The 22063-nt window shown below is 68.4% G+C and carries 21 protein-coding genes, 2 tRNA genes and 1 pseudogene; 5 read left to right on the top strand and 19 right to left on the bottom strand.

Going from position 1 to position 22063, the window contains the following annotated elements:
- Positions 1-167: 167 nt before the first annotated feature.
- The gene (locus MFF24_RS08320) at positions 168-380 is read right to left on the bottom strand and encodes a DUF1236 domain-containing protein (protein WP_283214488.1); all 213 of its coding nucleotides are present in this window, start codon (positions 378-380) and stop codon (positions 168-170) included.
- 3 nt (positions 381-383) lie between these two features.
- Here MFF24_RS08320 and MFF24_RS08315 point away from each other — a divergent pair, with 3 nt between their 5' ends.
- A complete protein-coding gene (locus MFF24_RS08315) occupies positions 384-1088 on the top strand; it encodes a hypothetical protein (protein WP_238223868.1) in 705 nt (234 codons plus the stop codon).
- Between the two features lie 358 nt (positions 1089-1446).
- On the top strand, positions 1447-2802 hold the full coding sequence (locus MFF24_RS08310; protein WP_238223867.1) for an MFS family transporter: 1356 nt from the start codon (positions 1447-1449) through the stop codon (positions 2800-2802).
- Positions 2803-2896: 94 nt separating this feature from the next.
- Here the strand turns inward: MFF24_RS08310 and MFF24_RS08305 are convergent, their stop codons facing one another.
- The 12 genes and pseudogenes from MFF24_RS08305 to MFF24_RS08250 form a co-directional block, all read right to left on the bottom strand.
- Positions 2897-3721, bottom strand: coding sequence for a 3-oxoadipate:acetyl-CoA acetyltransferase (locus MFF24_RS08305; RefSeq protein ID WP_238223866.1), 825 nt, complete (start codon positions 3719-3721; stop codon positions 2897-2899).
- 13 nt (positions 3722-3734) lie between these two features.
- Positions 3735-4814, bottom strand: a complete 1080-nt coding sequence (locus tag MFF24_RS08300; protein ID WP_166061093.1) for a tartrate dehydrogenase — start codon at positions 4812-4814, stop codon at positions 3735-3737.
- Positions 4815-4914: 100 nt separating this feature from the next.
- Positions 4915-5364 carry a hypothetical protein gene (locus MFF24_RS08295; RefSeq protein ID WP_238223863.1) on the bottom strand — a complete coding sequence of 150 codons (450 nt, stop codon included), beginning with the start codon at positions 5362-5364 and terminating at the stop codon, positions 4915-4917.
- A 105-nt stretch (positions 5365-5469) separates the two neighbouring features.
- The gene (locus tag MFF24_RS08290; protein ID WP_238223861.1) at positions 5470-6351 is read right to left on the bottom strand and encodes an aldo/keto reductase; all 882 of its coding nucleotides are present in this window, start codon (positions 6349-6351) and stop codon (positions 5470-5472) included.
- Positions 6352-6531: 180 nt separating this feature from the next.
- The gene (locus tag MFF24_RS08285; RefSeq protein ID WP_238223860.1) at positions 6532-8463 is read right to left on the bottom strand and encodes a methyl-accepting chemotaxis protein; all 1932 of its coding nucleotides are present in this window, start codon (positions 8461-8463) and stop codon (positions 6532-6534) included.
- A 466-nt stretch (positions 8464-8929) separates the two neighbouring features.
- Positions 8930-10444: a Do family serine endopeptidase gene (locus MFF24_RS08280; RefSeq protein ID WP_238223858.1), complete on the bottom strand. Its 1515-nt coding sequence runs from the start codon at positions 10442-10444 to the stop codon at positions 8930-8932.
- 116 nt (positions 10445-10560) lie between these two features.
- Complete coding sequence (locus MFF24_RS08275) at positions 10561-11298, bottom strand: DUF2459 domain-containing protein (RefSeq protein WP_238223856.1); 738 nt, start codon at positions 11296-11298, stop codon at positions 10561-10563.
- On the bottom strand, positions 11295-14015 hold the full coding sequence (locus MFF24_RS08270) for a valine--tRNA ligase (protein WP_238223854.1): 2721 nt from the start codon (positions 14013-14015) through the stop codon (positions 11295-11297). Before MFF24_RS08270 ends, MFF24_RS08275 begins: the two co-directional genes overlap by 4 nt.
- Positions 14016-14147: 132 nt before the next feature.
- Complete coding sequence (locus MFF24_RS29165) at positions 14148-14705, bottom strand: PopZ family protein (protein ID WP_486291383.1); 558 nt, start codon at positions 14703-14705, stop codon at positions 14148-14150.
- A gap of 172 nt (positions 14706-14877) precedes the next feature.
- Positions 14878-16367: pseudogene (locus MFF24_RS08260) on the bottom strand (TolC family outer membrane protein).
- A gap of 335 nt (positions 16368-16702) precedes the next feature.
- Positions 16703-17353, bottom strand: a complete 651-nt coding sequence (locus tag MFF24_RS08255) for a protein-L-isoaspartate O-methyltransferase family protein (RefSeq protein ID WP_238223842.1) — start codon at positions 17351-17353, stop codon at positions 16703-16705.
- Between the two features lie 184 nt (positions 17354-17537).
- Positions 17538-17611 (bottom strand) — tRNA-Cys (locus MFF24_RS08250).
- A gap of 245 nt (positions 17612-17856) precedes the next feature.
- Between MFF24_RS08250 and MFF24_RS08245 the strand changes: the two genes are divergently transcribed.
- A tRNA-Asn gene (locus tag MFF24_RS08245) sits at positions 17857-17932 on the top strand.
- 220 nt (positions 17933-18152) lie between these two features.
- Here the strand turns inward: MFF24_RS08245 and MFF24_RS08240 are convergent.
- From MFF24_RS08240 to MFF24_RS08215, 6 genes are all read right to left on the bottom strand, one after another.
- Positions 18153-18527: a DUF4440 domain-containing protein gene (locus tag MFF24_RS08240; protein ID WP_238223840.1), complete on the bottom strand. Its 375-nt coding sequence runs from the start codon at positions 18525-18527 to the stop codon at positions 18153-18155.
- A 151-nt stretch (positions 18528-18678) separates the two neighbouring features.
- Positions 18679-18921 carry a hypothetical protein gene (locus tag MFF24_RS08235; protein ID WP_108942570.1) on the bottom strand — a complete coding sequence of 81 codons (243 nt, stop codon included), beginning with the start codon at positions 18919-18921 and terminating at the stop codon, positions 18679-18681.
- A gap of 28 nt (positions 18922-18949) precedes the next feature.
- Positions 18950-19225, bottom strand: a complete 276-nt coding sequence (locus tag MFF24_RS08230; protein ID WP_108942572.1) for an adenylosuccinate synthase — start codon at positions 19223-19225, stop codon at positions 18950-18952.
- A 26-nt stretch (positions 19226-19251) separates the two neighbouring features.
- A complete protein-coding gene (locus MFF24_RS08225) occupies positions 19252-19506 on the bottom strand; it encodes a hypothetical protein (protein ID WP_108942574.1) in 255 nt (84 codons plus the stop codon).
- Between the two features lie 376 nt (positions 19507-19882).
- Positions 19883-20050: a hypothetical protein gene (locus MFF24_RS08220; protein ID WP_238223838.1), complete on the bottom strand. Its 168-nt coding sequence runs from the start codon at positions 20048-20050 to the stop codon at positions 19883-19885.
- A gap of 87 nt (positions 20051-20137) precedes the next feature.
- Positions 20138-21016 carry an NAD(P)H-hydrate dehydratase gene (locus MFF24_RS08215; protein ID WP_238224109.1) on the bottom strand — a complete coding sequence of 293 codons (879 nt, stop codon included), beginning with the start codon at positions 21014-21016 and terminating at the stop codon, positions 20138-20140.
- Between the two features lie 205 nt (positions 21017-21221).
- On the opposite strand from MFF24_RS08215, the gene MFF24_RS08210 reads away from it, so the two are divergent.
- Both MFF24_RS08210 and MFF24_RS08205 read left to right on the top strand, forming a co-directional pair.
- Positions 21222-21512, top strand: a complete 291-nt coding sequence (locus MFF24_RS08210; protein ID WP_238223836.1) for a hypothetical protein — start codon at positions 21222-21224, stop codon at positions 21510-21512.
- Between the two features lie 73 nt (positions 21513-21585).
- A complete protein-coding gene (locus MFF24_RS08205; RefSeq protein ID WP_238223834.1) occupies positions 21586-21948 on the top strand; it encodes a hypothetical protein in 363 nt (120 codons plus the stop codon).
- The last annotated feature ends 115 nt before the right edge of the window (positions 21949-22063 follow it).

Here is a 22063-nt window from a genome sequence, read left to right as displayed (position 1 = left end):
CTGCTGTCGACCGCGGCCGGGGGCGCCGCAGAATCATTGAAAACAAAGCACGAACAGCCTAGACGTTCCTCTCCTGTTCCGCAAGACGACCGCAAACACACGAAGGGCGGCGGCACCTTCGCGCCGCCGCCCCTCGTCGCCCCTCGTCGCCCCATGAGGGATTCGGATCAGGCCGGGATGACGTCCACGATCTCGTAGGTATCGGGATCGATGATGACGATATCGTCCCCGACCAGGATGAATTGGAGGCCGCGATAGGCCGGTACGAGCGAGAGGATCGCCGGCGGCAGCGGGTTCAGCGAAACCGAGCGCGGGATTGCCGTGCCGACGCGAACCGCGAAGTTCACATTCGTGACCGCCCGGACATTGGAGCGGGTGATCGATTGGCGGAATTCGGTGCGCTGGGTCGAACTCAGGCTTTTGGAGGCGCCGCGGGCTTCCGTGGCAGCCCCGCGGCCGCCCCGCTCGCCGGCTCCTTCGCGGGCACCGCGCTCTCCGGCCGCATCACGGCCACCCCGGCCGTCGCGCTCGCCGCTGCCGTCGCGGCCCGTTTCACGATTGCCGCGCTCGCCCGGCTCTCCGGCGCGGCCCGGGTCGCCGTCTCGACCGCCGCGCGTGCCGGCCCCTCCCGGCTCACCGCCGCGTCCCGGGGCGCCTGCCGCGCCGCCGGTCTCACCTCCGCGGGTGCCGCCGACCTCGCCGCCGCTGCGGACCCCTCCGGCACCACCTGCGTCACCGGCACCGCCGCGGGGGCCGCTCGCCGCTCCGCCGCCCGCGCCGCCGCCCGCGCCGCCTACGCCGCTTCCAGCACCTCCACCGGCACCTCCGCCAGCACCGCCCGCGCCGCCGGCTCCCATTCCGGCGCCACCGCCCGCGCCACTGCCGCCGCCCGCGCCTCCTCCGGCACCACCAGCGCCGCCGCCCTGGGCCAAGGCGGTCGCTGCGCCGAGCACGAGGATTGCGGCCGTCGCCGTACTGCGAAAGAACTTGGTCATGTTCCGTCCCTGTCTTCTGCCGGCCGGCGACGTGACGCCGACGCCCGGTTCGCAACGGCGATGTCGCGAAAACCGTTCCCGAAGGACGCGTGAGGAACAATTGTTCGGGCAGAGCGCCGCGAATGCGCGAGGGTTGCCCTGCATCGCTGCCAAGTTGCTTCAGATCGATGTGATGTGTGTTTGCAGTTAAGAATGTAGATCGAGATTTTTATTTGCGCGGCTGCGCCGTTGCCGGGGGTCGAGCCGCCGCCCGGACGGATACCCTACGGCGCCTTGGGCGCGGCATCCCCTCACCCTCCCCTGAGGCGTCCATTTCATCGGCACGGTCTGGTGTCTCGCCGACTGACATCTGCGAGGACCTGTGCCGCGCTGGCGGCTAGCCGCTCCCGATGCGGCGCTTAGCTTCACAACCCTCATCGCCGCCCGAGAGCTGAAGCGACAGGGGAAACGCATGTCGGACATCACCGCGACGGCGGCGACAGGGGACGATGCCGCCGACCGCCGCCGGCGTATCATGGCGATCGTCGGTTCCTCGTCGGGCAATCTCGTCGAGTGGTACGACTTCTACTGCTACGCCTTCTTCGCTCTCTATTTCGCCCCGGTCTTCTTTCCCGCGGGCGACAGCACCAGCCAATTGCTCAATACGGCGGCGGTGTTCGCAGTGGGCTTCTTCATGCGACCGATCGGCGGCTGGCTGTTCGGGCGCATCGCCGACCGGCTCGGGCGCAAGACCTCACTGATGATCTCGGTGCTGATGATGTGCAGCGGCTCGCTCGCCATCGCCGTGCTGCCGACCTACGCCGCCGTCGGCACGCTCGCGCCGGTGCTGCTCGTCCTCGCCCGCATGGTGCAGGGACTCTCCGTCGGTGGCGAGTACGGCACCAGTGCCACCTATATGAGCGAGGTCGCCGCCAAGGGGCAGCGCGGTTTCTACGCCTCGTTCCAGTACGTCACGCTGATCGGCGGCCAACTCCTCGCCTCGCTGGTGCTCGTCGTTCTGCAGGGCCTGCTCACGGCGGAGCAGCTCACCGCCTGGGGCTGGCGCGTCCCCTTCGTCATCGGGGCGCTGGCCGCGGTGGTCGCCCTGTTCCTGCGCCGCTCGCTCACCGAGACGATGAGCGAGGAAAACAAGGATTCGAAGGATTCGGGCACCCTCGCCGGGCTGTTCAAGCACTGGCGCGCCTTCGCCGTGGTGTTCGCCTTCACGGCCGGCGGCTCGCTCGCGTTCTACACGCTGACGACCTATATGCAGAAATACATCGTTAACACCGCCCATATGGACAAGGTGGTTGCCTCGCAGGTCACCACGGTAGCGCTGTTCGTCTACATGGTGATCCAGCCCTTTTTCGGCTGGCTCTCGGACCGGATCGGCCGGAAGACGAGCATGATCCTGTTCAGCGGGCTCGGCATGGTGATGATCGTGCCGCTGATGCTGGCGATCGGCGCCACCACCGACCCGGTCCTGTCCTTCGGGCTGATCATGGTCGGGCTCGTCGTCATCAGCTTCTACACCGGCATCAGCGGGATCGTGAAAGCCGAGCTGTTCCCGACGCAGGTGCGCGCGCTCGGCGTCGGCCTGTCCTACGCGGTTGCCAACTCGGTGTTCGGCGGTACGGCGGAGGCGGTCGCGCTCTGGCTCAAGCGGGCGGGCGCGGAGAGCAGCTTCTTCTGGTACGTCGCCGTGATGCTGGCGGTCGCCTTCGTCGCCTCGCTGCTGATGCCGAACCCCAAGCGCCACGGCTATCTCGACGGCGACGGCACCGTCGAGGAAGCGCTGGGGCGCAAGACGCGACCCGCCTTGGCCTGAGGGACGGGCCGCTGAGAGTGCCTCACAAAACTCCCGGTCATCGACCGTTCTCGCTCCGGCGAGGACAGCGCGGCGGGAGTTTTGTGAGAGACACTCAACCGAGGCGCAGCATCGCCCGCGCCTCGGCCGGCGTCGCCGGACGGGCTCCGTGCTCGGCGCAGATCTCCGCGGCCAGACGGACGAGATCGGCATTGCCGTCGGCGAGTTGCTCCTTCGAGCGGCGGATGTTGTCCTCCAGGCCGGTGCGAACGCCCTGCGCGCCCCGCGCCAGTGCCCAGCCCATCACCCGGCTCTGGAAGCGGCCGATGCCGAAGGCGCCCCAGGTCGCCCCCGGCAGCAGGCGCCGGGTCTCCGCCAGCAGGATGTCGAGGAGGTGTGGATCGGGCGGCAGGGCGTTGCGGATGCCCATCACGAACTGCAGGTGGGGCTCGGGGCCGATCACGCCCTCGTCCACGAGGCGGCGGGCGTTGTGGAGATGGGTGAGGTCGAACACCTCGATCTCCGGGGAGACCCCCTCCTCCCGCATCCGTCGCCCGAGCGCCGTGAAGGAGGCGGCCGGGTTCTCGTAGACCCCGTCGCCGAAATTGACCGACCCCGTGGTGAGCGAGGCCATGTCCGGCCGGTGGATCAGGCAGGCGCCCCGCTCGAGAGGGTCGGAGCCTGCCCCGCTCGTCGAGAACTGCACGATCATGTTCGGGCAGTGCCGGCGGATGCCGGCCTGCACGGCATGGAAGCGCTCGGCATCGAGCGACGGGCTCTCGTCGTCGTCGCGCACGTGGATGTGGGCCAGCGCCGCGCCCGCCTCGTAGGCGGCGTGGGTGGATTCGATCTGCTCGGCAGGGGTGATCGGCACGGTCGGGTTGTCGGCCTTGCGCGCGACCGAGCCGGTGATCGCCACGGTGACGACGACGGGTCTCATCGCTCTCGCCCCGTCAGCCCAGCGCCTGCTCGACCGCGCGGCCGCAGGTCTGCGTGTCGGCATGGCCGCCGAGGTCGCGCGTGCGCAGCGTCTGCTCGGAGAGCACCCGCTCGATGCCGGCGACGATCTCGGCCGCCGCCTCGCGCTCGCCGAGATGCTCCAGCATCATCGCCCCCGACCAGATCTGGCCGATCGGGTTGGCGATCCCCTGCCCGGCAATATCCGGGGCCGAGCCGTGCACCGGCTCGAACACCGAGGGAAAGAGCCGGTCCGGGTTGATGTTGCCCGACGGTGCGATGCCAATGGTGCCGGTACAGGCCGGCCCGAGGTCGGAGAGGATGTCACCGAACAGGTTCGAGGCCACCACCACGTCGAACCGGTCGGGGTTCAGCACGAAATGCGCGGTCAGGATGTCGATGTGGTACTGGTCCCATCGGACGTCGGGGTAGCTTTCCGAAACGGCCCGCACGCGCTCGTCCCAGTACGGCATGGTGATCGAGATGCCGTTCGACTTGGTCGCCGAGGTCAAATGCTTCTTCGGCCGGCTCTGCGCCAGGGCGAAGGCGAATTTCAGCACGCGATCGACGCCGTGGCGGGTGAAGATCGATTCCTGCACCGCGAACTCGCGCTCGGTGCCAGGAAACATCCGTCCGCCCGCGTTCGAATACTCGCCCTCGGTGTTCTCGCGGACCACCCAGAAGTCGATATCGCCGGGCTTGCGGCCGGCGAGCGGGCTGGCGACGCCCGGCATCAGCCGCACCGGCCGCAGGTTGACGTACTGGTCGAACTCACGCCGAAACTGGATCAGCGATCCCCACAGCGAGATGTGATCCGGAACGCGCTCGGGCATGCCGACAGCACCGAAGAAGATCGCGTCGTGGGAGCCGATTTGTGCCTTCCAGTCTTCGGGCATCATCCGCCCGTGCGCCTCATAGTAGTCGCAACTCGCGAAATCGAACCAGTCCTGCACGATCTCGAAGCCGTGGCGGGCAGCGGCCCGCTCCAGCACCCGCACGCCCTCCGGCACCACTTCCTTGCCGATGCCGTCGCCGGGAATCACCGCGATCCGGTAGCTGCGCTTCGTCCCGCCCATGCTCGTTGCCTCGTGTCGGCCCCCGCGCCTCACTCGCGCCGGGAGCCGGCGACGTCAATGGCAAGCGATGGTCGGCAAGGGACAATCGGCTGGCGACGGATCAGTTGATCGAGCCGGTCGTCTCGCCGGGGCAGGCTTGCCGAGCGCCGGTGCGCAGAACCCGCTTCAGGCGCAGCGGCTGCGCGCCGCCGGCGCTGTTCAGCGTACCGACGAGCGCGTCGGGTCCGGCCGTGCCGCGGAAGCTGACCGGGCCGGCGCTCGTTTCGATCTCGAACGCCACCGCCTTGGTGCCGTCATCGACCGTCACCGCCGTCTCGATCGGCGCGGGCAGGCCGGCGCCCTCGTAGACGAGGTTGTCGCTCCCGGGCCAGCGCTTGAGGGTGATGCGCCGACCGGTTTGCGCGCCGTCCTCCGGTATCGTGCAGAGGTCGGCGTAGATGTAGGTACCGGCGACCCAACGCGGCTGTGCCGAGACCGGAGCGGCGGAAGCGGCGAGGAGCGCGAGGCCGCCGAGGAAACCAGTACGGGTGAGCTGGCCGGCTGACGGCATGTCGATCCTCTCCTGCAGGTGGTCCGCGCCACGCCGCAGATGAAAGAATCGCGCCAGACCAAGTTCCTTCACGCCGACCGGCAGGTGTGCCGCAGCACGCGTGCCCTATCCCGCGCTCGTGCTCTGCCACGCCTCGCGCCCCGCGTGGTCGAGGATGACGAAATCCTCGTCGCTCAGGCGCAGGTCGGCGCCGGCCGCGTTCTGCGCGAGGTGGCCGGGATCGCCGGTGCCGGGGATCGGAAGCATGACCGGTGAGCGCTTCAGGAGCCAGGCCAGCGCCACCGCGCCGCCGCTGGCGCCCAGGCGCCCGGCAATCGCTTCCAGGGCGGAACCCGGACCGGTCAGCGATCCCTTGTCGAGGGGCGCCCAGGGAATGAAGCCGATGCCGTGCTGCTCGCAATGGGCCAGCACCGCCTCGCTGGTGCGATCGACGAGGTTGTAGCGGTTCTGCACGGTCGCGACCGGAAAGTACTTTTTGGCCGCCTCGATGTCCTCGACCGAAACCTCGGAGAGGCCGACATGGCGGATCAGCCCCTCCTCCCGCATCCGGGCGATCGCCTCGAACTGCACTTCGCGGGGACAGTCCGGCCCGATCCGGTGGAGCTGCCACAGGTCGATTCGCTCGAGCCCGAGGCGTCGCAGGCTCATCAACACGCATTGGCGCAGGTAGTCGGGATTGCCGACCGGCCGCCAGATATCGGGACCATGCCGGGTCAGGCCGCCTTTCGTGGCGACGACGAGTCCATCGTAGGGGTAAAGCGTCTCGCGGATCAGGTCTTCGCTGACGAAGGGGCCGTAGCTGTCGGCCGTGTCGATGAGATCGATCCCGAGGCCCGGTACCGCCCGCAGGGTCGCCTTCGCCCGTTCGCGGTCCGGCGGATCGCCCCAGATGCCCGCCCCCGTGGCGCGCATCGCGCCGAAGCCGAGACGGTGAACGATGAGATCCCCGCCGATTGCGAAGGTGCCGGATGCCTCGACGCTCGCCATGCCTGTCTACCTTTCAAAGCGCCCCTGTTGCGGGAGAACCCAAAAGGTTGCCGCAGGGTCCGCCGGAAGACCGCGCCGAAATCCTGCCCCCTCCGCGCCGGGGGCGTAGGCGGGGCGAGCCTCATTGACTTCGCGGCGGCGCCGGGTGGTCGGTCCCGACCCCGCCGCGAAGTCGGCCGCTCAGGCCGCCCGGATGGCGGCGAGGAAGTCCTCGACGTCGCGCCGCACGTTCTCGGATTGAACCGACAGTTCAGACGAGGCCATCATCACCTGTTGGGCCGCCGATCCGGTCTCGCTCGACAGGGCCTGCACCTGCGCCACGCTCATCGAGACGTCCTGAGTGCCGCGGGCCGCCTCGGCTGCATTGCGGGCGATCTCGTTGGTGGCGGCCGTCTGCTGGACGACGGTGGCCGCGATCGACCCCGTGATGTCGTTCACCGAGACGATGGTCCGGCCGATTTGCTGGATCGCGTCGAGAGCCTGCGCGGAGGCCGACTGGATCGCGGCGACCTGATCGGAGATCGCCTCCGTGGTGCGGGCGGTCTGCGCAGCGAGTTCTTTCACCTCGGTGGCGACGACCGCGAAGCCGCGTCCGGCTTCCCCGGCCCGCGCCGCCTCGATGGTGGCGTTGAGGGCGAGCAGATTCGTCTGGCTTGCAAGGCCCGAGATCATCGTCACCGCCTCGCCGATCTTCTCCGCCGCCCGGCTGAGATCGGTCATCGAGACGGTGGTCACGCCGGCCTCGTGGCTGGCATGGCTGGCGACATCGTTGGATTGCTGGACACGCCGTTCGATCTCGGTGAGCGAGGCGACCATCTCCTCGGCCGCGGCGGCGACCGTCTGCACGTTCATGGTGGCCTCCTCGGCCGCGGCGCTGGAGGAGACAGCGCGCCCGTTGGTGCTCTCGGCGACCTGCGTCATCGAGCGGGCGGTCGTGTCCAGTTCGGTCACGGCCGACGTCACGATCGCGATGGAGGCTGCGATCCTCTGCTCGAATCCGCGCACGAGTCCATCGACGCGATCGGCCCTGCGCTGGCGGTCGGAGGCCTGCGAGGCCTGCTCCGCTTCGAGCGCGATGCGCGCCACCGCGTTCTGGCGGAACACCTCCACGGCCTGGGCCATCCGGCCCATCTCGTCCGTCGCGTCCTGAGACGGCACCGCGACGGCGGTCTCGCCCGCCGCGAGGCGGCTCATGGCGGCGGTCATGCCGGCGATCGGGCGGATCAGGCTGCGCGCGATCAGGAAGGCCAGGGTGGCGCCCGCGGCCAGGATCAGGCCGAGCAGGGCGAGCTGAACGGTCTGGGCCCGCTGCATCAGGGCGTTGCTCTGCTCGACACCCTCCGTCAAGGCCGCTTCAAGCTTGCCACGCACGGAGAGGCCGACGGCGTTGATGCCGTCCACCTTCGGCTTCAGCTTCTCGTCGAAGAAGGCCTCGCTCTCGACGATGGCTCGGGACGCGGCGGCGAAACTCGTATTGAGACGGTTCAAAGCCTCGCCGACAAGTTTCAAGGTTTTCTGGTCGGCGGCGGTGAGGCTGAGCCCACTCAGCTTCGCCAGGGCCGCCTCGGCGTTGGCGAAGGCGCCGGCGGAAAGGCCGCGCCCCTTCGGGTCTTTGGTGGCGAGGAAGCGCCAGTTCATGATGCGGAAGAGGAGGATCGTGCGCTCGACCTCCACGGCCTGCGCGATCACCGCATCCTGGCCGGTGGCCCGCATCTGAGCCACGAGCGTGCCCGAGGCCTTGGTCAGCTCATCCCCATTCACGTAGACGCCGGCTCGGTTCTCGCGGATCTGGGCCCCGAGCTCGACCAATCTTGGCAGCGTCTGGCGGAGGTCGGTGGATTGATCCCGAAGCCGCTCGTAGGCCGCGCGGCGCTCAGGGCTCGGCGTGGTCGCGATCAGTTTCTCGGCGTTCTGCCGGATCGCATCGAGCGATGCGAACATCCCCGTCGTGTAATCCGGCTCCTGAGTGAGTCTGTACTGGGCTGCTTGGCCGATCAGCCGGTCCGATAGGCCGTTGATGGTGTAGAGGTTCCGGGCAGCCGACTCGAGCTGGGCCCGGCTCTCGAACATTTCGTCGAGACTATCGAGTTGCGTGTAAGCGAAGACACCCATGCCGCAGGATATCGCAACCAAAAACGAGAATCCGCCGTACAAACGCGTGCGAATACCTGTCTTCATCATCATGCCGCCAATCAATTGAGGTTGATTGGATTGTGTCCATCTCCGTCTTTCCGCCCGATTAACATATGACCATAAGGGCTGAAAAATGATGCAATCGCATGATAAAGATGCGGATAATACCTCAGGATGGCTGCGCAACCTGAGAGATTGCCAGAGACCCGAACGGCATTTTTCAATTGCGCTGACGATAGATTGCGCTGTGCAGGTCGGAAAGTCAGCTTAGCCTCCACCCCATTCGAGCCATCGAACGCGTTCGAGGCGAGGGTCTGTCGCCCGTGACACGCGAGGCGCGGGCGAGAACGAAAAAGCGCCCGCTCAAGGAGCGGGCGCGAAGTTGAGGGGATCGACTGAGGAAAGGCGGCGGAGCCGAAACGGTTCCGCCGGAACAAGCGAAAGGTCAGCCCTCCTTCTTATTGAGCGACACGGCGACGAAGCGGGTCTGGCCCTTGGCGCTCTTCACGCGCATCAGCACGGCCTTGCGGCCGTTCGACTCCGCGGCGCGGATCTGGGCCTGAACGTCGGAGGGCTTCGAGACGCTGGTCCCGGCAACATCCAGGATCACGTCGCCCTGCGCGATGCCCTTCGCCGCGGCCGGGCCGTCGGGATCGACATCCATCACCGCCACGCCCTCGTCGCCGAGGCCCGTTTCGCTGGCCGGCGCCAGGCTCAGGCCGAGCCGGGTCTGGCCGCCGGAGGAGCTGTCGCCGCGGCTCGCAACCTTGCCGTCGCTTGGCAGCGTGCCGAGTTCGACCGTTGCGGTGTCGCTCTTGCCCCCACGCAGGTAGGCGAGCTTCACCTCGGTGCCGGGCTTGAGGCCGGCGATGCGCCGCGACAGGTCGCGGGCATCGTTGACCGGCGCGCCGTTGACCGACTCGATCACGTCGCCCGACTTCAGCCCGGCCTTGGCGGCCGGCGTGCCGCTCTCGGCGTGATCGATCAGTGCGCCCTTGGCCTTGTCGAGGCCGAGCCCCTCAGCAATGTCCTTGGTCACCGGCTGGACCTGCACGCCGAGATAGCCGCGCACCACCTTGCCGTCGGTGCGGAGCTGATCGACCACCGTCTGCACCGTCTCGGCGGGGATCGCGAAGGCGAGGCCGACCGAGCCGCCGGACGGCGAGGCGATCGCCGTGTTCACGCCCACGACCTCGCCATTGACGTTGAAGGTCGGTCCACCGGAATTGCCCTTGTTGATCGGCGCATCGATCTGCAGGAAGTCGTCGTAGGGACCGGCGCCGATGTCGCGGCCGCGGGCCGAGACGATGCCCGCCGTCACGGTGCCGCCGAGGCCGAACGGATTGCCGATCGCCACGACCCAGTCGCCGACCCGCGGAGCGGCTTTGCCGAACTGGACATAGGGGTAGCTGCCGCTCTCGGTGATCTTCAGGAGCGCGATGTCGGTCTTGGGGTCCTTGCCGATCACCTTGGCGTCGAGGGTGCGGCTGTCGTCGAGGGTGACCTGCACGGTCTTGGCCTTGTCGACGACGTGGTTGTTGGTGACCACGTAGCCGTCCGCCGAGATGATGAAGCCGGAGCCGACCGCGCCGCGCTCACCGCGCTGCGGCATGCCGCGCCCGCCGGGTCCACCTTGTCCGCCGCCCTGGCCGAAGCGCTTGAAGAACTCGCGCAGTTGCGGCGGCACCTGCTGCATGTTGGGGCCGCCCGCGCTGTCGTCGTCATCGTCGAGGCTGTTGTCGAGCTTCACCTTCACGGCGACGACGCCGGGCTTCACCTTGTCGACGACGTTGGCGAAGGAGCCCGGCGGGTGCTCGGGGGCTTCGATCGGGGTCTTGGGCAGGGCCTGGGCATAGGCCGGCATGGCGGATTCGGTCAGGCCGAACCCGGCGGCGCCGCCCGCGACGAGGGCGGCCGCGGCGACCGAGGCGAAGGCGCGGCGACGGACGGTCATGGTCATGAGTTTCTCCGACGGACAAATCTTGGGGTCGTCTGCCCTTCGATGCCGAGGCATCGGGCAGCGATCCGTGGGATGAGTCCTAGAGACGCCAGCCTGACCGCCGGATGGCGTGAAGATTACGGTTTGGACAGGTCCGGCTCGGCGGGAGCACGCTCCATGATCTTCAGGCCGGCCCGCCAGCGCAGGTCTGAGAGCAGGCCGGCCGGGTGCGTGTCGAGCACCGGGGTGATCGGCAACCCCGCGGCGTTCAAGAGACCGGCCACCCAGTGATTGCAGACATTGCTGTACGAAAAGCGCTCCTCCCCCGCGTAGAACAGGCTCGGGCCGTAGAGCCCCGGTCCGAGGTCGGCAGGCTGGCCGTCAGCCAAGCGAAAGCCGCCGTCGAGGCGGGCGAGGAGCCGGGCGAATCCTTGTTGCGACAGCGAGACCGGGACGATGTCGGCTTGCGGGAAACTCGCGCGAACGGGCCTCGCGAGCCCGACAACCTGAATCACCCCGTCGCTCCCGCCGGGCGTGAACAGGGCCGAGAGGGCGAGCCGCCAATCGAAGGCGGCGAGGGTCGGCGTTGCCTGGTAGAAGCGCGCCTCGCCCCATCCGAACTCGACTGCATCGTAGGCGCGAAAGCGGATGGCGATGTTGCGCAGAGCCGCGCCCGCGCCCTCCCCCGTCAGGCTCTCGCGGCGCAGGACGAGGCCCGAATGCCAGCCGTGGCTGACAAGGAAGACCGCTTCCGTATTTGGGCCGGACGACGGGTAGAGGCTCGGATCGCTCGGTCGCGCCGTCCAGAGCGTGAGCGCGAGAAGGGCCGCAGCCAGCCCGGCAAGCGCCAGAGCGAGCCGCCGCAGCCCCTTCATGCGTCGCTGAGGCGGGCCAGGGCTTCCTCGATCTTGGCGAGCCGGGCGGCTTCCGCGTCGCGGCGCTCGCGCTGCTCGTCCACCACCTCTTCCGGGGCGCGGGCGAGGAAGTCGGCATTGCCGAGCTTGCCCTCGATCTTGCCGATCTCCGTCCGTGCCTTGCCCGCCTCCTTCTTCAGGCGTGCGACCTCGGCCGCGAGATCGACGATGCCCTCCAACGGAAGGGCCGCCACGCTGCCGCGCACGAGGAGCTGGACCGCGTTCTTCGGTGCGGCCTCGGCGAAGCCGATCTCGGAGAGCCGGGCAAGCCGGGTCAGGGTCTCGCTCCAGCGCTCGACCCGGGCGCGGACGCTCTCGTCGGCACCGACCAGCACGAGCGGAATCTGGGCGCCGGCGGGCACGTTGGTCTCGGAGCGGGCCGAGCGGATCTCGGAGATCAGATCGACGAGCCAGCCGATCTCGGCCTCGGCCTGCGCGTTCTGATAGGCCGACAGCTCCGGCCAGGATTCGAGCGCGAGCAGGCCGCGCTGGGTCGGCAGCGCCTCGCCCTTGATTGCCCACAGCTCCTCCGTGAGGAAGGGCATGAACGGGTGCAGCAGCTTGGCGATCTGGTCGATCAGGAAGGCGACCGTGGCTTGCGTCTCGGCCCGCGCCGCCGGATCGACGCCCTCGCCCTGGAGCACTGGCTTGGCGAGTTCGAGATACCAGTCGCAGAACACGTTCCAGACGAAGCGGTAGGCGGCGGCCGCCGCATCGTTGAAGCGGTAGACCGTGATGCCCTGCGCCACCTCCGCCACGGCCTTGGCGGCCTCGGTGAGCGCCCAGGCGTTGAGCGTCTCCTTGACCGTTTCGGGTCGGAAATCGGCCTTGAGCGCGCAGCCGTTCATCTCAGCAAAGCGCGCCGCGTTCCAGAGCTTGGTCGCGAAGTTGCGGTAGCTCTCGACCCGCTGGGGACCGAGCTTGATGTCGCGGCCGGGGGCGGCAAGCGCGGCGAGCGTGAAGCGCAGGGCATCCGCGCCGAAACGGTCGATCAGATCGACCGGATCGACCACGTTGCCCTTCGACTTCGACATCTTCGCACCCTTCTCGTCGCGGACGAGGGTGTGCAGGTAGACGGTGTCGAACGGCGCCTGATCGGTGAGGTGCAGGCCCATCATCATCATCCGGGCAACCCAGAAGAAGATGATGTCCTTGCCCGTCACCAGGGTGTTGGTGGGGTAGAAGCGGGCCAGATCCGGTGTCTTGTCCGGCCAGCCGAGCGTCGAGAACGGCCAGAGCGCGGAGGAGAACCACGTGTCGAGCACGTCGGGGTCGCGGGTCAGCGCGACCTCACGGCCGTGCTTGGCCTTGGCCTGCGCGAGCGCCTCCGCCTCGCTTTCGGCGACGAAGATGCCACCCTCCGCATCGTACCAGACCGGGATCTGGTGGCCCCACCAGAGCTGGCGCGAGACGCACCACGGCTCGATGTTCTCCAGCCACTGGAAGAAGATCTTTTCGTAGTTGTCCGGCACGAAGCGGGTCTTGCCGTCGCGCACCGCCTGGAGCGCGCGCTCGGCCAGCGGCTTGACGTTCACGTACCACTGATCAGTCAGGTAGGGCTCGATCACCGCGCCCGAGCGGTCGCCGTGCGGCACCGCGTGGGTGTTCGGCTCGACCGCACGCAGCAGGCCGCGCTCCTCCATCAGGGCAACGACCGTTTTGCGGGCCTCAAACCGGTCGAGGCCGTCGAGCGCCAGCGCGGCAGCCTCCGGGGCGGCGCCTTCCAGGAAGTCGGCATTGCCGGCGATCTGGATCCGCGCCTCGGCATCGAGCACGTTGATCGGCCGGCACCCGGCGCGGCGCCCGACCTCGAAGTCGTTGAAATCGTGGGCCGGGGTGATCTTGACCGCACCCGTCCCCTTCTCCGGATCGGAATACGCGTCGGCGACGATCGGGATCAGCCGATTGACCAGCGGCAGCCGAACGCGTTTCCCCACGAGGTCACGGTAGCGCTCATCGTCCGGATGGACCGCGACCGCCGTGTCGCCCAGCATCGTCTCGGGGCGCGTGGTGGCCACCGTGATGACCGCGCCCGTCTCGGCGCCAGCCTCGTCCACGACCGGATAGTCGAAGTGCCAGAGATGGCCCTTCACCTCGATCTGCTGGACTTCGAGGTCCGAGATCGCCGTCTGGAACTTCGGGTCCCAGTTCACGAGGCGCTTGTCGCGGTAGATCAGCCCCTGCGCGTGCAGGTCGACGAAGGTCTTGAGCACGGCGCGGCTCAAACCCTCATCCATGGTGAAGCGCTCGCGCGACCAGTCGCAGGAGGCGCCGAGCCGCTTGAGCTGGCCGATGATCGTCCCGCCCGACTCCTCCTTCCAGGCCCAGACCCGGCGCAGGAACTCTTCGCGGCCGAGTTCGCGTCGACCGGGCTGCTGCGTTTCTGCCAGCCGCCGCTCGACCACCATCTGCGTGGCGATGCCGGCGTGATCCGTGCCCGGCTGCCACAGCACGTCGCGCCCCCGCATCCGCTCGAAGCGGACGACGATGTCCTGGATCGTGTTGTTGAGGGCGTGGCCCATATGCAGCGAGCCCGTCACGTTCGGCGGCGGGATCACGATGCTGAAGGGCTCGGCGCCGGCCCGCTCGGGACGGCCGGCGCGGAAGGCCTGGCCCTCTTCCCAGGCCGTGGAGACGCGCGCCTCGACGGCGGCGGGGTCGAAGGTCTTGTCCATCATGGGCGGGCGGGCTTTTCGAGACGGCGTTCTGGAAACAATGTCGCCGTCGCTATCGGCCCGCCACGGTGCCGCCGTCAACCGTCGGCCCGTTTCGGCCGGGGTTCGTCCGCTCCGCCAGCGGCCGTGGAGAGGTCAGCGTCCGCGGGCGACCCGTTCGATCTCGACGCGCACCAGCCGCTCGACCATCAGCGGAAGGTTGTCGTCGAGCCAGCTCTTCAGCATCGGCCGCAGCATCTCCTGCACGAGATCCTCCAGCGTGCGGGCGTTCTGCGACAGCACCGTCTGAGCCAGGAGCTGGAAGTTCTGTCCGACGCTCTCGACCGTGCGCGACGAGACCAGCCGCTCCGTCGCTTCCTCCTCGACCGCCGCGCGGATCCGCTCGCTCACTTTCGGAGCGGGGACGGGCTCGGGCTCGAAGTCGAAGGGATCCGGCTTGGAGGCCTCGAAAACGGGCTCGGGTTCCGGCCCGAAGTCCGGCATCCGGAAATCGATCTCGGGGATATCGAAGCCCATGGGATCGGGCTTCGGCTCGGGCTTGCGCAGCGGCTCGGCGACCTCGGCAAGGTCGAGCACATCGTCCTCTTCCGGCGGCGGCGGAGCCCGCGGGGGCGGCGCCGGCTCGACTTCGGCCGGCTTCGGGGCCTGATCGTCGGCGATGATGCGGCGGATCGAAGCCAGGATCTCCTCCATGGAGGGTTCCTGCGTCTTGTCCTGAACCTTAGGGCTCGCTGCGCTCATCGGGACGATACTCGGTGACGATTGACAAGACGACGATGAGGTTAACGAACTATTTCATCGCCTCACCCGGCATCAACCTTGGTCCGCCGCCGGCCAACAGGAAAACGCCGCCCGCACGCGTCCGTCAGCGCCCGTCGGGCGTGCGCACGCCGAACCAGAGATCCCGAACCTGATCGAGGTGCTCGCGGGAGCTGTAGGGGGTGACCGGCAGGCTGGTGAAGCGCACGGTGAGACGGCCGACCGCCTGGACCACGTCGTAGGAATTGACCACGCGATCGCGTTGCGCGCGGATCAGGGCGACGCGGGCCGAGAGCAGTTCCTGCTGCGCGTTGAGCACGTCGAGGGTGGTGCGCTGGCCGACGCGGGCCTCCTCGCGCACGCCGTTCAGCGCCACCTCGTTGGCCTGGACCTGGGCCTGCGAGGCGATCACCTGCGCCTTCGAGGCTTCGAGGTTGCCCCAGGTCCGCACGATCGAGGCGCGGATGGTGTCGCGATCCTGATCGGCGATGAGACGGGCGCGCCCGACATTCTCCTTGGCCTGCCGGATCGCCGCGTACTCGCCGCCGCCCTGATAGAGCGGGATGTTCACCCGGCCGACGATCGAGGCGGTGACGCCGTTGTCGCCGGGGAATTGCTGATCGTAACGCTGCTGCACAGCGCCGGTGACCTGTGCCTGCGGGTAGAGGGCACCCTCGGCCACCTTCACCTGCAGCTCTGCCACGTCGACGGCGTGCAGCGAGGACAGGATCTGCGGGTGCTCCTTCAGACCGATCAGGATCGCCTGATCGAGCGAGCCGGGCACGTAGCGGTCGAGCGGTCGGCCGGGCGCGAGCTGGCGCGGCTCGACGCCGATGATCTGACGGAAGATGCCGATCGAGGCGCGGAGCGCCGCCTCCGCTGCGCTGACCTGCGAGCGCGCGCCGGCGAGGCGCGCCTCGGCCTGGGCGACGTCGGTGCGGGTCACCTCGCCGACGTTGAAGCGGTCGCGGGTCTGGCGGAGCTGCTCCTCGAGCACCTCGACGTTGTTGCGCTGCAGTTCGAGCGTCGCCGTGTCGCTCAGAACGTTCATGTAGGCCTGGGCCGCGTTGAACAGCGTGTTCATCTCGGTCTGGCGCAGGCCCTCGCGCGTCCCGAGCACGGTCGATTCGGCCGCCCGGACCCGGTTGTCCGTCTGAAAGCCGTCGAACAGGTTCTGGTTCACCGTCAGGCCGGCGCCGCCGGGCACGGTCAGTCCGCGGCGGCCGTTGATCTGCACGCCGGAGACCGAACCCTGGAATTGCTGAACGCCGATATCGGCGGAGATCGCCGCGTTGGGCCGGTAGCCGGCCTGGAACCGGTTCACATCCTCATCGGTCGCCCGCAGGTTCGCCCGCGCCGCGTTCAGCGCCGGGTTCGCCTGGTAGGCGCGCGACAGCGCGCTCTCAAGGGTCTCAGCGGCGGCCGGACAGGCCACGACCAGTACCGATGCAACGGCACCAGCCAGCCGGAGCGCGGACCGCGCCGCAGGGTTGCGTTCTTTCACGTCGATCAGCCCTTGCGGTTTCTCGATTTACCGTACCGTCGCACCGCCGTGCCCGCCCGGTCCGCCGCCGCCGCATCTGTCCTTCCGGACATCTGCGGGGCAGCCCTTTCCGTGAGGGTCGCGACAGGGGTGCCGCATGCACGCCCGTGCGTTGGAAGGGTCAGCCCGCCTCGTGCGACAGAGTAGCCGAGCTTGAGCGGTCAGCGACAGAGATTCCCGCAGCGCGGCGTCGGATTGGCGTCGGGTGCCTCAAAAAAGCGACACCTCCGCGGGCTTAATCCCTCATCGCCAACAGAGATGCGCGGGGGCGCAAGCCGGCCCCTCGCCGCGGCGCGCGGCCGGGCGTTTCGCGATGGCATGCGTAAGGGGCGTTTCGGGTACGAATCGCCCGATCTGCAGCGGCTCGGCAGGCGCGAGACGCTCCGGCTCAGAATGCGAAGCCGGGCTCGGTCGCGAAGCTTTTGAGGGCGGGCAGCGACGCGTCGAACAGCGCGCGCGACCCGAAGGCGTCACCGGCCCGCACGAACAGGGTCGCCTTGGCGTTCCGGTGAGGACCGAGCACGCAGACGAGGCGGCCGTCATCGGCCAGTTGGTCGAGCAGGGCCTGCGGCCGGACCTCGACGCGGCCCTCGACCAGGATCGCATCGAACGGCCCGCCCTTGACCGGGGCGGTCAGGGCACCCTGGACCAGATCGGCGCACTCGCCGAGGCGCTCACGGGCGGCGCCGGCGAGATCGGCGGCGGATTCGAGAGCGACGACTTCGGCGCCGAGGCGGGCGAGAATCGCCGCGCCGTAGCCATAGCCGGTGCCGACATCGAGGGCGCGGGTGCCGGGGCGGATCTTAAGAGCCTGGATCATGCGGGCCAGCACCATCGGGGCCGGCATGCTGCGGACGCCGTCCTCGCCCGCGTCGAAGGTGAGGGTCTGGTCGATATAGGCGAAATCCTCGCGGCCCGGCGGGACGAAGCGCTCACGGGGCACGGAGTCGAAGGCGTCGAGCACTGCGACGTCGTTCACGTCGAAGGTCCGGAGCTGACAATCGACCATGAGGCGCCGCGCCTGGGCATAATCGAGCATGAGCCGTCCATTCCCTGCCGCTGCGTCGGACGCTTCGCTTGCTCGCCCGTCGAGCGGCGCCGGTTCGAGCGGGTCGGGTTGTCGTGGATCGTTCCTGGAATTGCAAGGCTTGCGCGGGCGCTCTGCACCGCAGGGCACGAGCCGATTGTCAGGACGACCGAGAATTCTTGACGACTGAGAATTTTGGAGGCCTCGCCCGGAATCGAACCGGGGTGCAAGGATTTGCAGTCCTCTGCGTAACCACTCCGCCACGAGGCCTCGCCGCGTCGATGCGCGACGCTCCGGGCCGAGCGGCCGCTCCGGAGCGAGGCGTCTCTAGCAGAGGCTCGGCCCGCTCGGCAACGGTCTTATCGCGTGATCGATCGAATGGCCGCCCTTCGACCGCGACACGGTGGAAAAAGCGCCTCGCCGGCTCACAAGACGCAAAAAGCGCCGAAAGGACCCTTGCGCCCGCCTCCGACCAAGGCTAATGACCCGCCAGCGCCGCCAAGGCGGCCCGGTGATCCCCGATAGCTCAGTTGGTAGAGCAAGCGACTGTTAATCGCTTTGTCGCAGGTTCGAGTCCTGCTCGGGGAGCCAAATCTCCTAAATCGTTGAGATGGCAGCGATCTTCGCGCCTCGTCTGACGTTGATCCGATCGTTGTCGCGGTCGGGCGTCGCTCGGTTCTCTCCGCGAAATCCATGCATTCGGTGCTGTTGGCGATGCCAGCTCTCTGATGGGCTGCAGTCCGAGGCGGACCGGCGTCCGAGCGGATACCGGCCGCCATCGATGGTTGCCGCATTGCACGCGACAGGTCCGTCAGTGCGCCTCATCGACCACAGGGGCGAGGATGCGCGGAGTCTGCTGATGTTGCACCACCCGCCACTCCTCATGTGAGAGCCGGCGATAGGTCGAGGTGCAGTGCGCCTCGTAGGTCTCCTCGCTGCGTTTGGCCTTCACCGTGTAGGCGATGACGATGAGGCCCTCTTGAGGGCGTGCGATCCGACCGTCCTCGATCTCGACATCCGACCAGCGGGGTGTGTCCGAGACCGCTTCGATCGCTTGCGTGCCGCTGAAAACGTAGGGCGGCTGCGGCAGTGCCATCAGGCACTCGTCATCGACCAATTCCCGATAATGGTCAGACCCTCCGGTCCAGAGGCTTTTCTCGAACGACCAGACACGATCATCGTCCACGCGGCTCTCCTCAGGCTCTCGACGTGCCGAGACAAGATTCGCATGCGGTGATCGTTCCTGAGATGGTCGTCGCCTTTGCGGCAACCGACTCTTTCCGGACGGACGGGAGCGGGCCGAATGACGTCGCCGAGGTTCGAGGCCGCGGATGGGTTCAGAACGGCCAAGGCTCCGCGTCCGCCTCGACCGGCAGCCGTTCACCCGGTGAGATCAGCGGCACGATCTCGTCGAGCGGCTGCGGTACGCGGATCGTCCGGCCGGCCGCGGTGATGAAGGTCTCGTTCCGCATGAGATCGGTGTCGCTGACCGCCTGCACGCTGGAGACGCGTAGCAGATGGCGGCAGCCGTCACCGTCCTGGACCTGAAGGTAGGCGCCGACCCGGCGCACGGCTTCCATGGCGGGCTTTTCCGGAACTGCCGCGCGCTCAAGCGTCGGCGACCGTGAATTCCATCCCGCGTCCCGGCCCCTGATCGGCATAATCGATCAGCGTCAGCCCGCGCTCGGTCAGCGTCTCTTCGATGATGTCGCGGTGCTTTCGCACCATCTGCCCAATGGCCAGCGGCGTCAGGCGCGGGCTGGCTCGGCGCAGGGCATCCACGCCGACATGGGCCGGCATGCCTTCGCTCTCGGCGATGCGCGCCAGCGCCAGGCCCAGATCGCGGGCTTTCGTCTCCGCGGCCGATTTCGGCTTGAAGGCCATGTGATCCTCTTTCCTAAATCCTCTCGTCAGGCGGCCTGCAGCGTCTCGGCAAAATCATCGGGCACGTCGCCGAACCGGCCGAGAATCGTCGCGCTTTCCAACTCGCCCGTCTCGTCGTCGGCGACGATCTGGATGGCGGCCGTACCCGGCAGCCGCGCCGCCATCGCCTCGGCCCGCTTCAGTGCACCGCTCACTGTCGGCGACACCTGCTGATCGCCCGGACACAGCCGTTTGCGCTTCAGCACGAAGGTTTGCACGAGATAGGTCGTTCGCATCGTCACCCGCGTTCTCCCTCACCAAGGCCGGGTCGGCCGTCATACACGCTTGCGACGGGCGCTCGGACGGAACGCCGTGGCCACGCTCGTGCTCGCCGGAGAACGGCTGCCTGCTCGTTCTATTTTCGTTCTATCATAGAACGGGGCGGGGAGTGAGCCTATTTCGCGGCGACGATTCGACGAAAATTGCCTTACCGCGCTTCGGCGCGGCCCCTGCTGACGCGAGGTGCGTCCGGGCTGTTGTCCGACCGTGCTGATGAGGAGCGGAGGCAGCCACCGCGAAGCGGTTCGAGGCGCGCCGTCCTCGACCGTGATGGTCGACCTTCTGCAGAAGGCGGCGACGGACTCGATAACGTGGTCGGCCGGCCTCGACAGCGGAGCGTTAGCCGCCGCCGATTCCGGAGACGACCTTGCCGGTGCCTTTGCAGTCCGGGCAGCTTTCGGCTTCCAGGCGACCGCTGCCCCCGCACCGGGGGCACAGGTTCTCGCCTGTGCCGGGCGTGCCGGGCGGCGCATCGTCGCCGGGTTTCGTTGGCTCCGCCTGCGTCATGATCGCCCTCCCGGATGTGAGGTAGGGCAGAACCCTCGCGCTTACGGTCCTGTTCCCGGCCTCGCAACTCTTATAGGAGGGCCGGCCTCAAACCTCGCGCAGGATCGCAGGAACCTCGTCGGCGATCTCCCGCGCCAGGAACCCGACCGGCCCCACCCGCTCGGCGAGCCGCCGCCCCGCCTGCCCATGCAGGTAGACGCCCCAGAGAGCCGCTCTCATCGCCTCGGCGCCCCGTGCGAGAAGGCCGGCGATGATGCCGGATAGAACATCGCCCGAGCCGGAGGTGGCGAGCCCCACGCCGCCGCCGTCATAGAGCCACGCCGCTCCGCCGGGATCGACGATCCAGCTCTTTGCGCCCTTCATGATCACGACGCATCCGAGAAGGTCGGCAGCGCGGCGAGCCGCTGCCAGAGGGTCCGCCTCGACGGCCCCGCGCTCCATATCGAGAAGTTGGGCCATCTCGCCGGCATGCGGTGTGAGCACCGCGCGACCGCGGCAGGATCGAACCGCCTCGGCCTGCCGGCCGAGACCGGCGATCACCCCTGCATCGAGCACCAGCGCCGCTTTCGCCTCGGCTGCCAGAAAGGCATGGGAGAGAGCCTCCGCGGCCTTGCCGGCGCTCAGGCCCGGCCCGACCAGCACCGACTGGCAGCGTTCGGCCATGGCCGGCAGTCGGGTTTGCGCCCCCGCCGGATCGATCGAGCCCTCCTCCGTCTCAGCCAGCCCGATGACCCGTGCCTCGGGCACGGCGAGGGCCATGATCGCCGCGCTGCTCGCGATCGTCGCGATCCGCAGGCGTCCGGCTCCGGCACGGAGTGCGGCGACGCCGGCCAGGAGAACGGCGCCCGGGACCTCGACGGACCCACCGGCCACAAGGACGGTGCCGCGTTGCTCCTTGCTGCCCTCCTCCGGCACCGGAAGAGGCGATTGCCGAAGGCGATCAAGCGTCAGGCGGTTCTCGGTCATTGCGCGGCCGTGTTCGCGGTCGGGGCTGTCGAATGACGCGGCGCCCACCGCGATCTCGGGCGACGCCGGAGCGTAAATCCGACACCGGGACAACCGTTTCCTCCGGCCGATACGCATGCACGGTGACATTGAGCACGCAGGGCCGGCGATTGGATACAAAAGCGCAGCGCCGGGTTTCCCCGTGGATCAACCCTCGGGGTGCCCTATGAAGACCTTTCTGACGTTCGCAAGCGCGGCCGGATTCGCCGCCGCGTGCCTCGTGCCCCTCACGGCCAGTCCCGCCGATGCCCGCTCGCGTCACAAGAGCCGCAGCATCGTCACGAACGACGGCAGCGTGACCGGCGGACGCGGCCGCAGCCAAACGATCTCGCGTGGAGCGACCGGGGCCAGCAGCATCAACAGAAATTCCGCGGCCGGCGGCAACGCGAACCAACCCGAGCGAGCGGTCCCGCAGGGCAGCGGCGGCGGAGGAAGCGGCGGCGCCGGCGCTCAATGAGATCCCGAACGCGCGCATCGTCGTGACGGACGGCGCGAGCTGCGAAGTCGAGAGCAAGCGAGGCGTCTGATCGATGGCACTCCGTTCCGAGACACCGCCCCCGCCCGCTGATCGTGTGCCGGAGGCACCGCCCTCTTCCGGGCGGCCGACGACTGCGCAGTTGAAGGCCGAGATCGATGCCGGCCGGACCGGCGACAAGATCCCCGCTCAGGATCCCGGCCTGTCGCCGCTCGGCACCGATGACGAGGCGGCCGGCATGCCCTCGGACGCGTCCCGTGTTTCTCTGGCGCGAGAGGAAGAAACCCGGCCGCGTCGCCGGAGGGCCGCCAGGATGCAGACGGGACACGGCGCCAATCGGTGGGTCATGCCCGCCTATTATGGAGTGATCGCAGCCGCTGCCGTGACCGTTGGGTTTGTCGTCTGGTTCCTGAGGTGAGCAAGGCGTGACGCACTCCGCCGGATCGGGCCGGAAACACGTCCGTATTCCGTTCGCGTCGCGGGCCGCTGACACTTCATTGGCCGATCGTTCGAAATTTAAATGCCGGCTCAAC

Source organism: Methylorubrum aminovorans (assembly GCF_022179725.1).
Taxonomy (GTDB): Bacteria; Pseudomonadota; Alphaproteobacteria; order Rhizobiales; family Beijerinckiaceae; genus Methylobacterium; species Methylobacterium aminovorans.
Note: the sequence above shows the minus strand (reverse complement) of the source record. Positions and strands in the feature narration are given on the sequence as shown.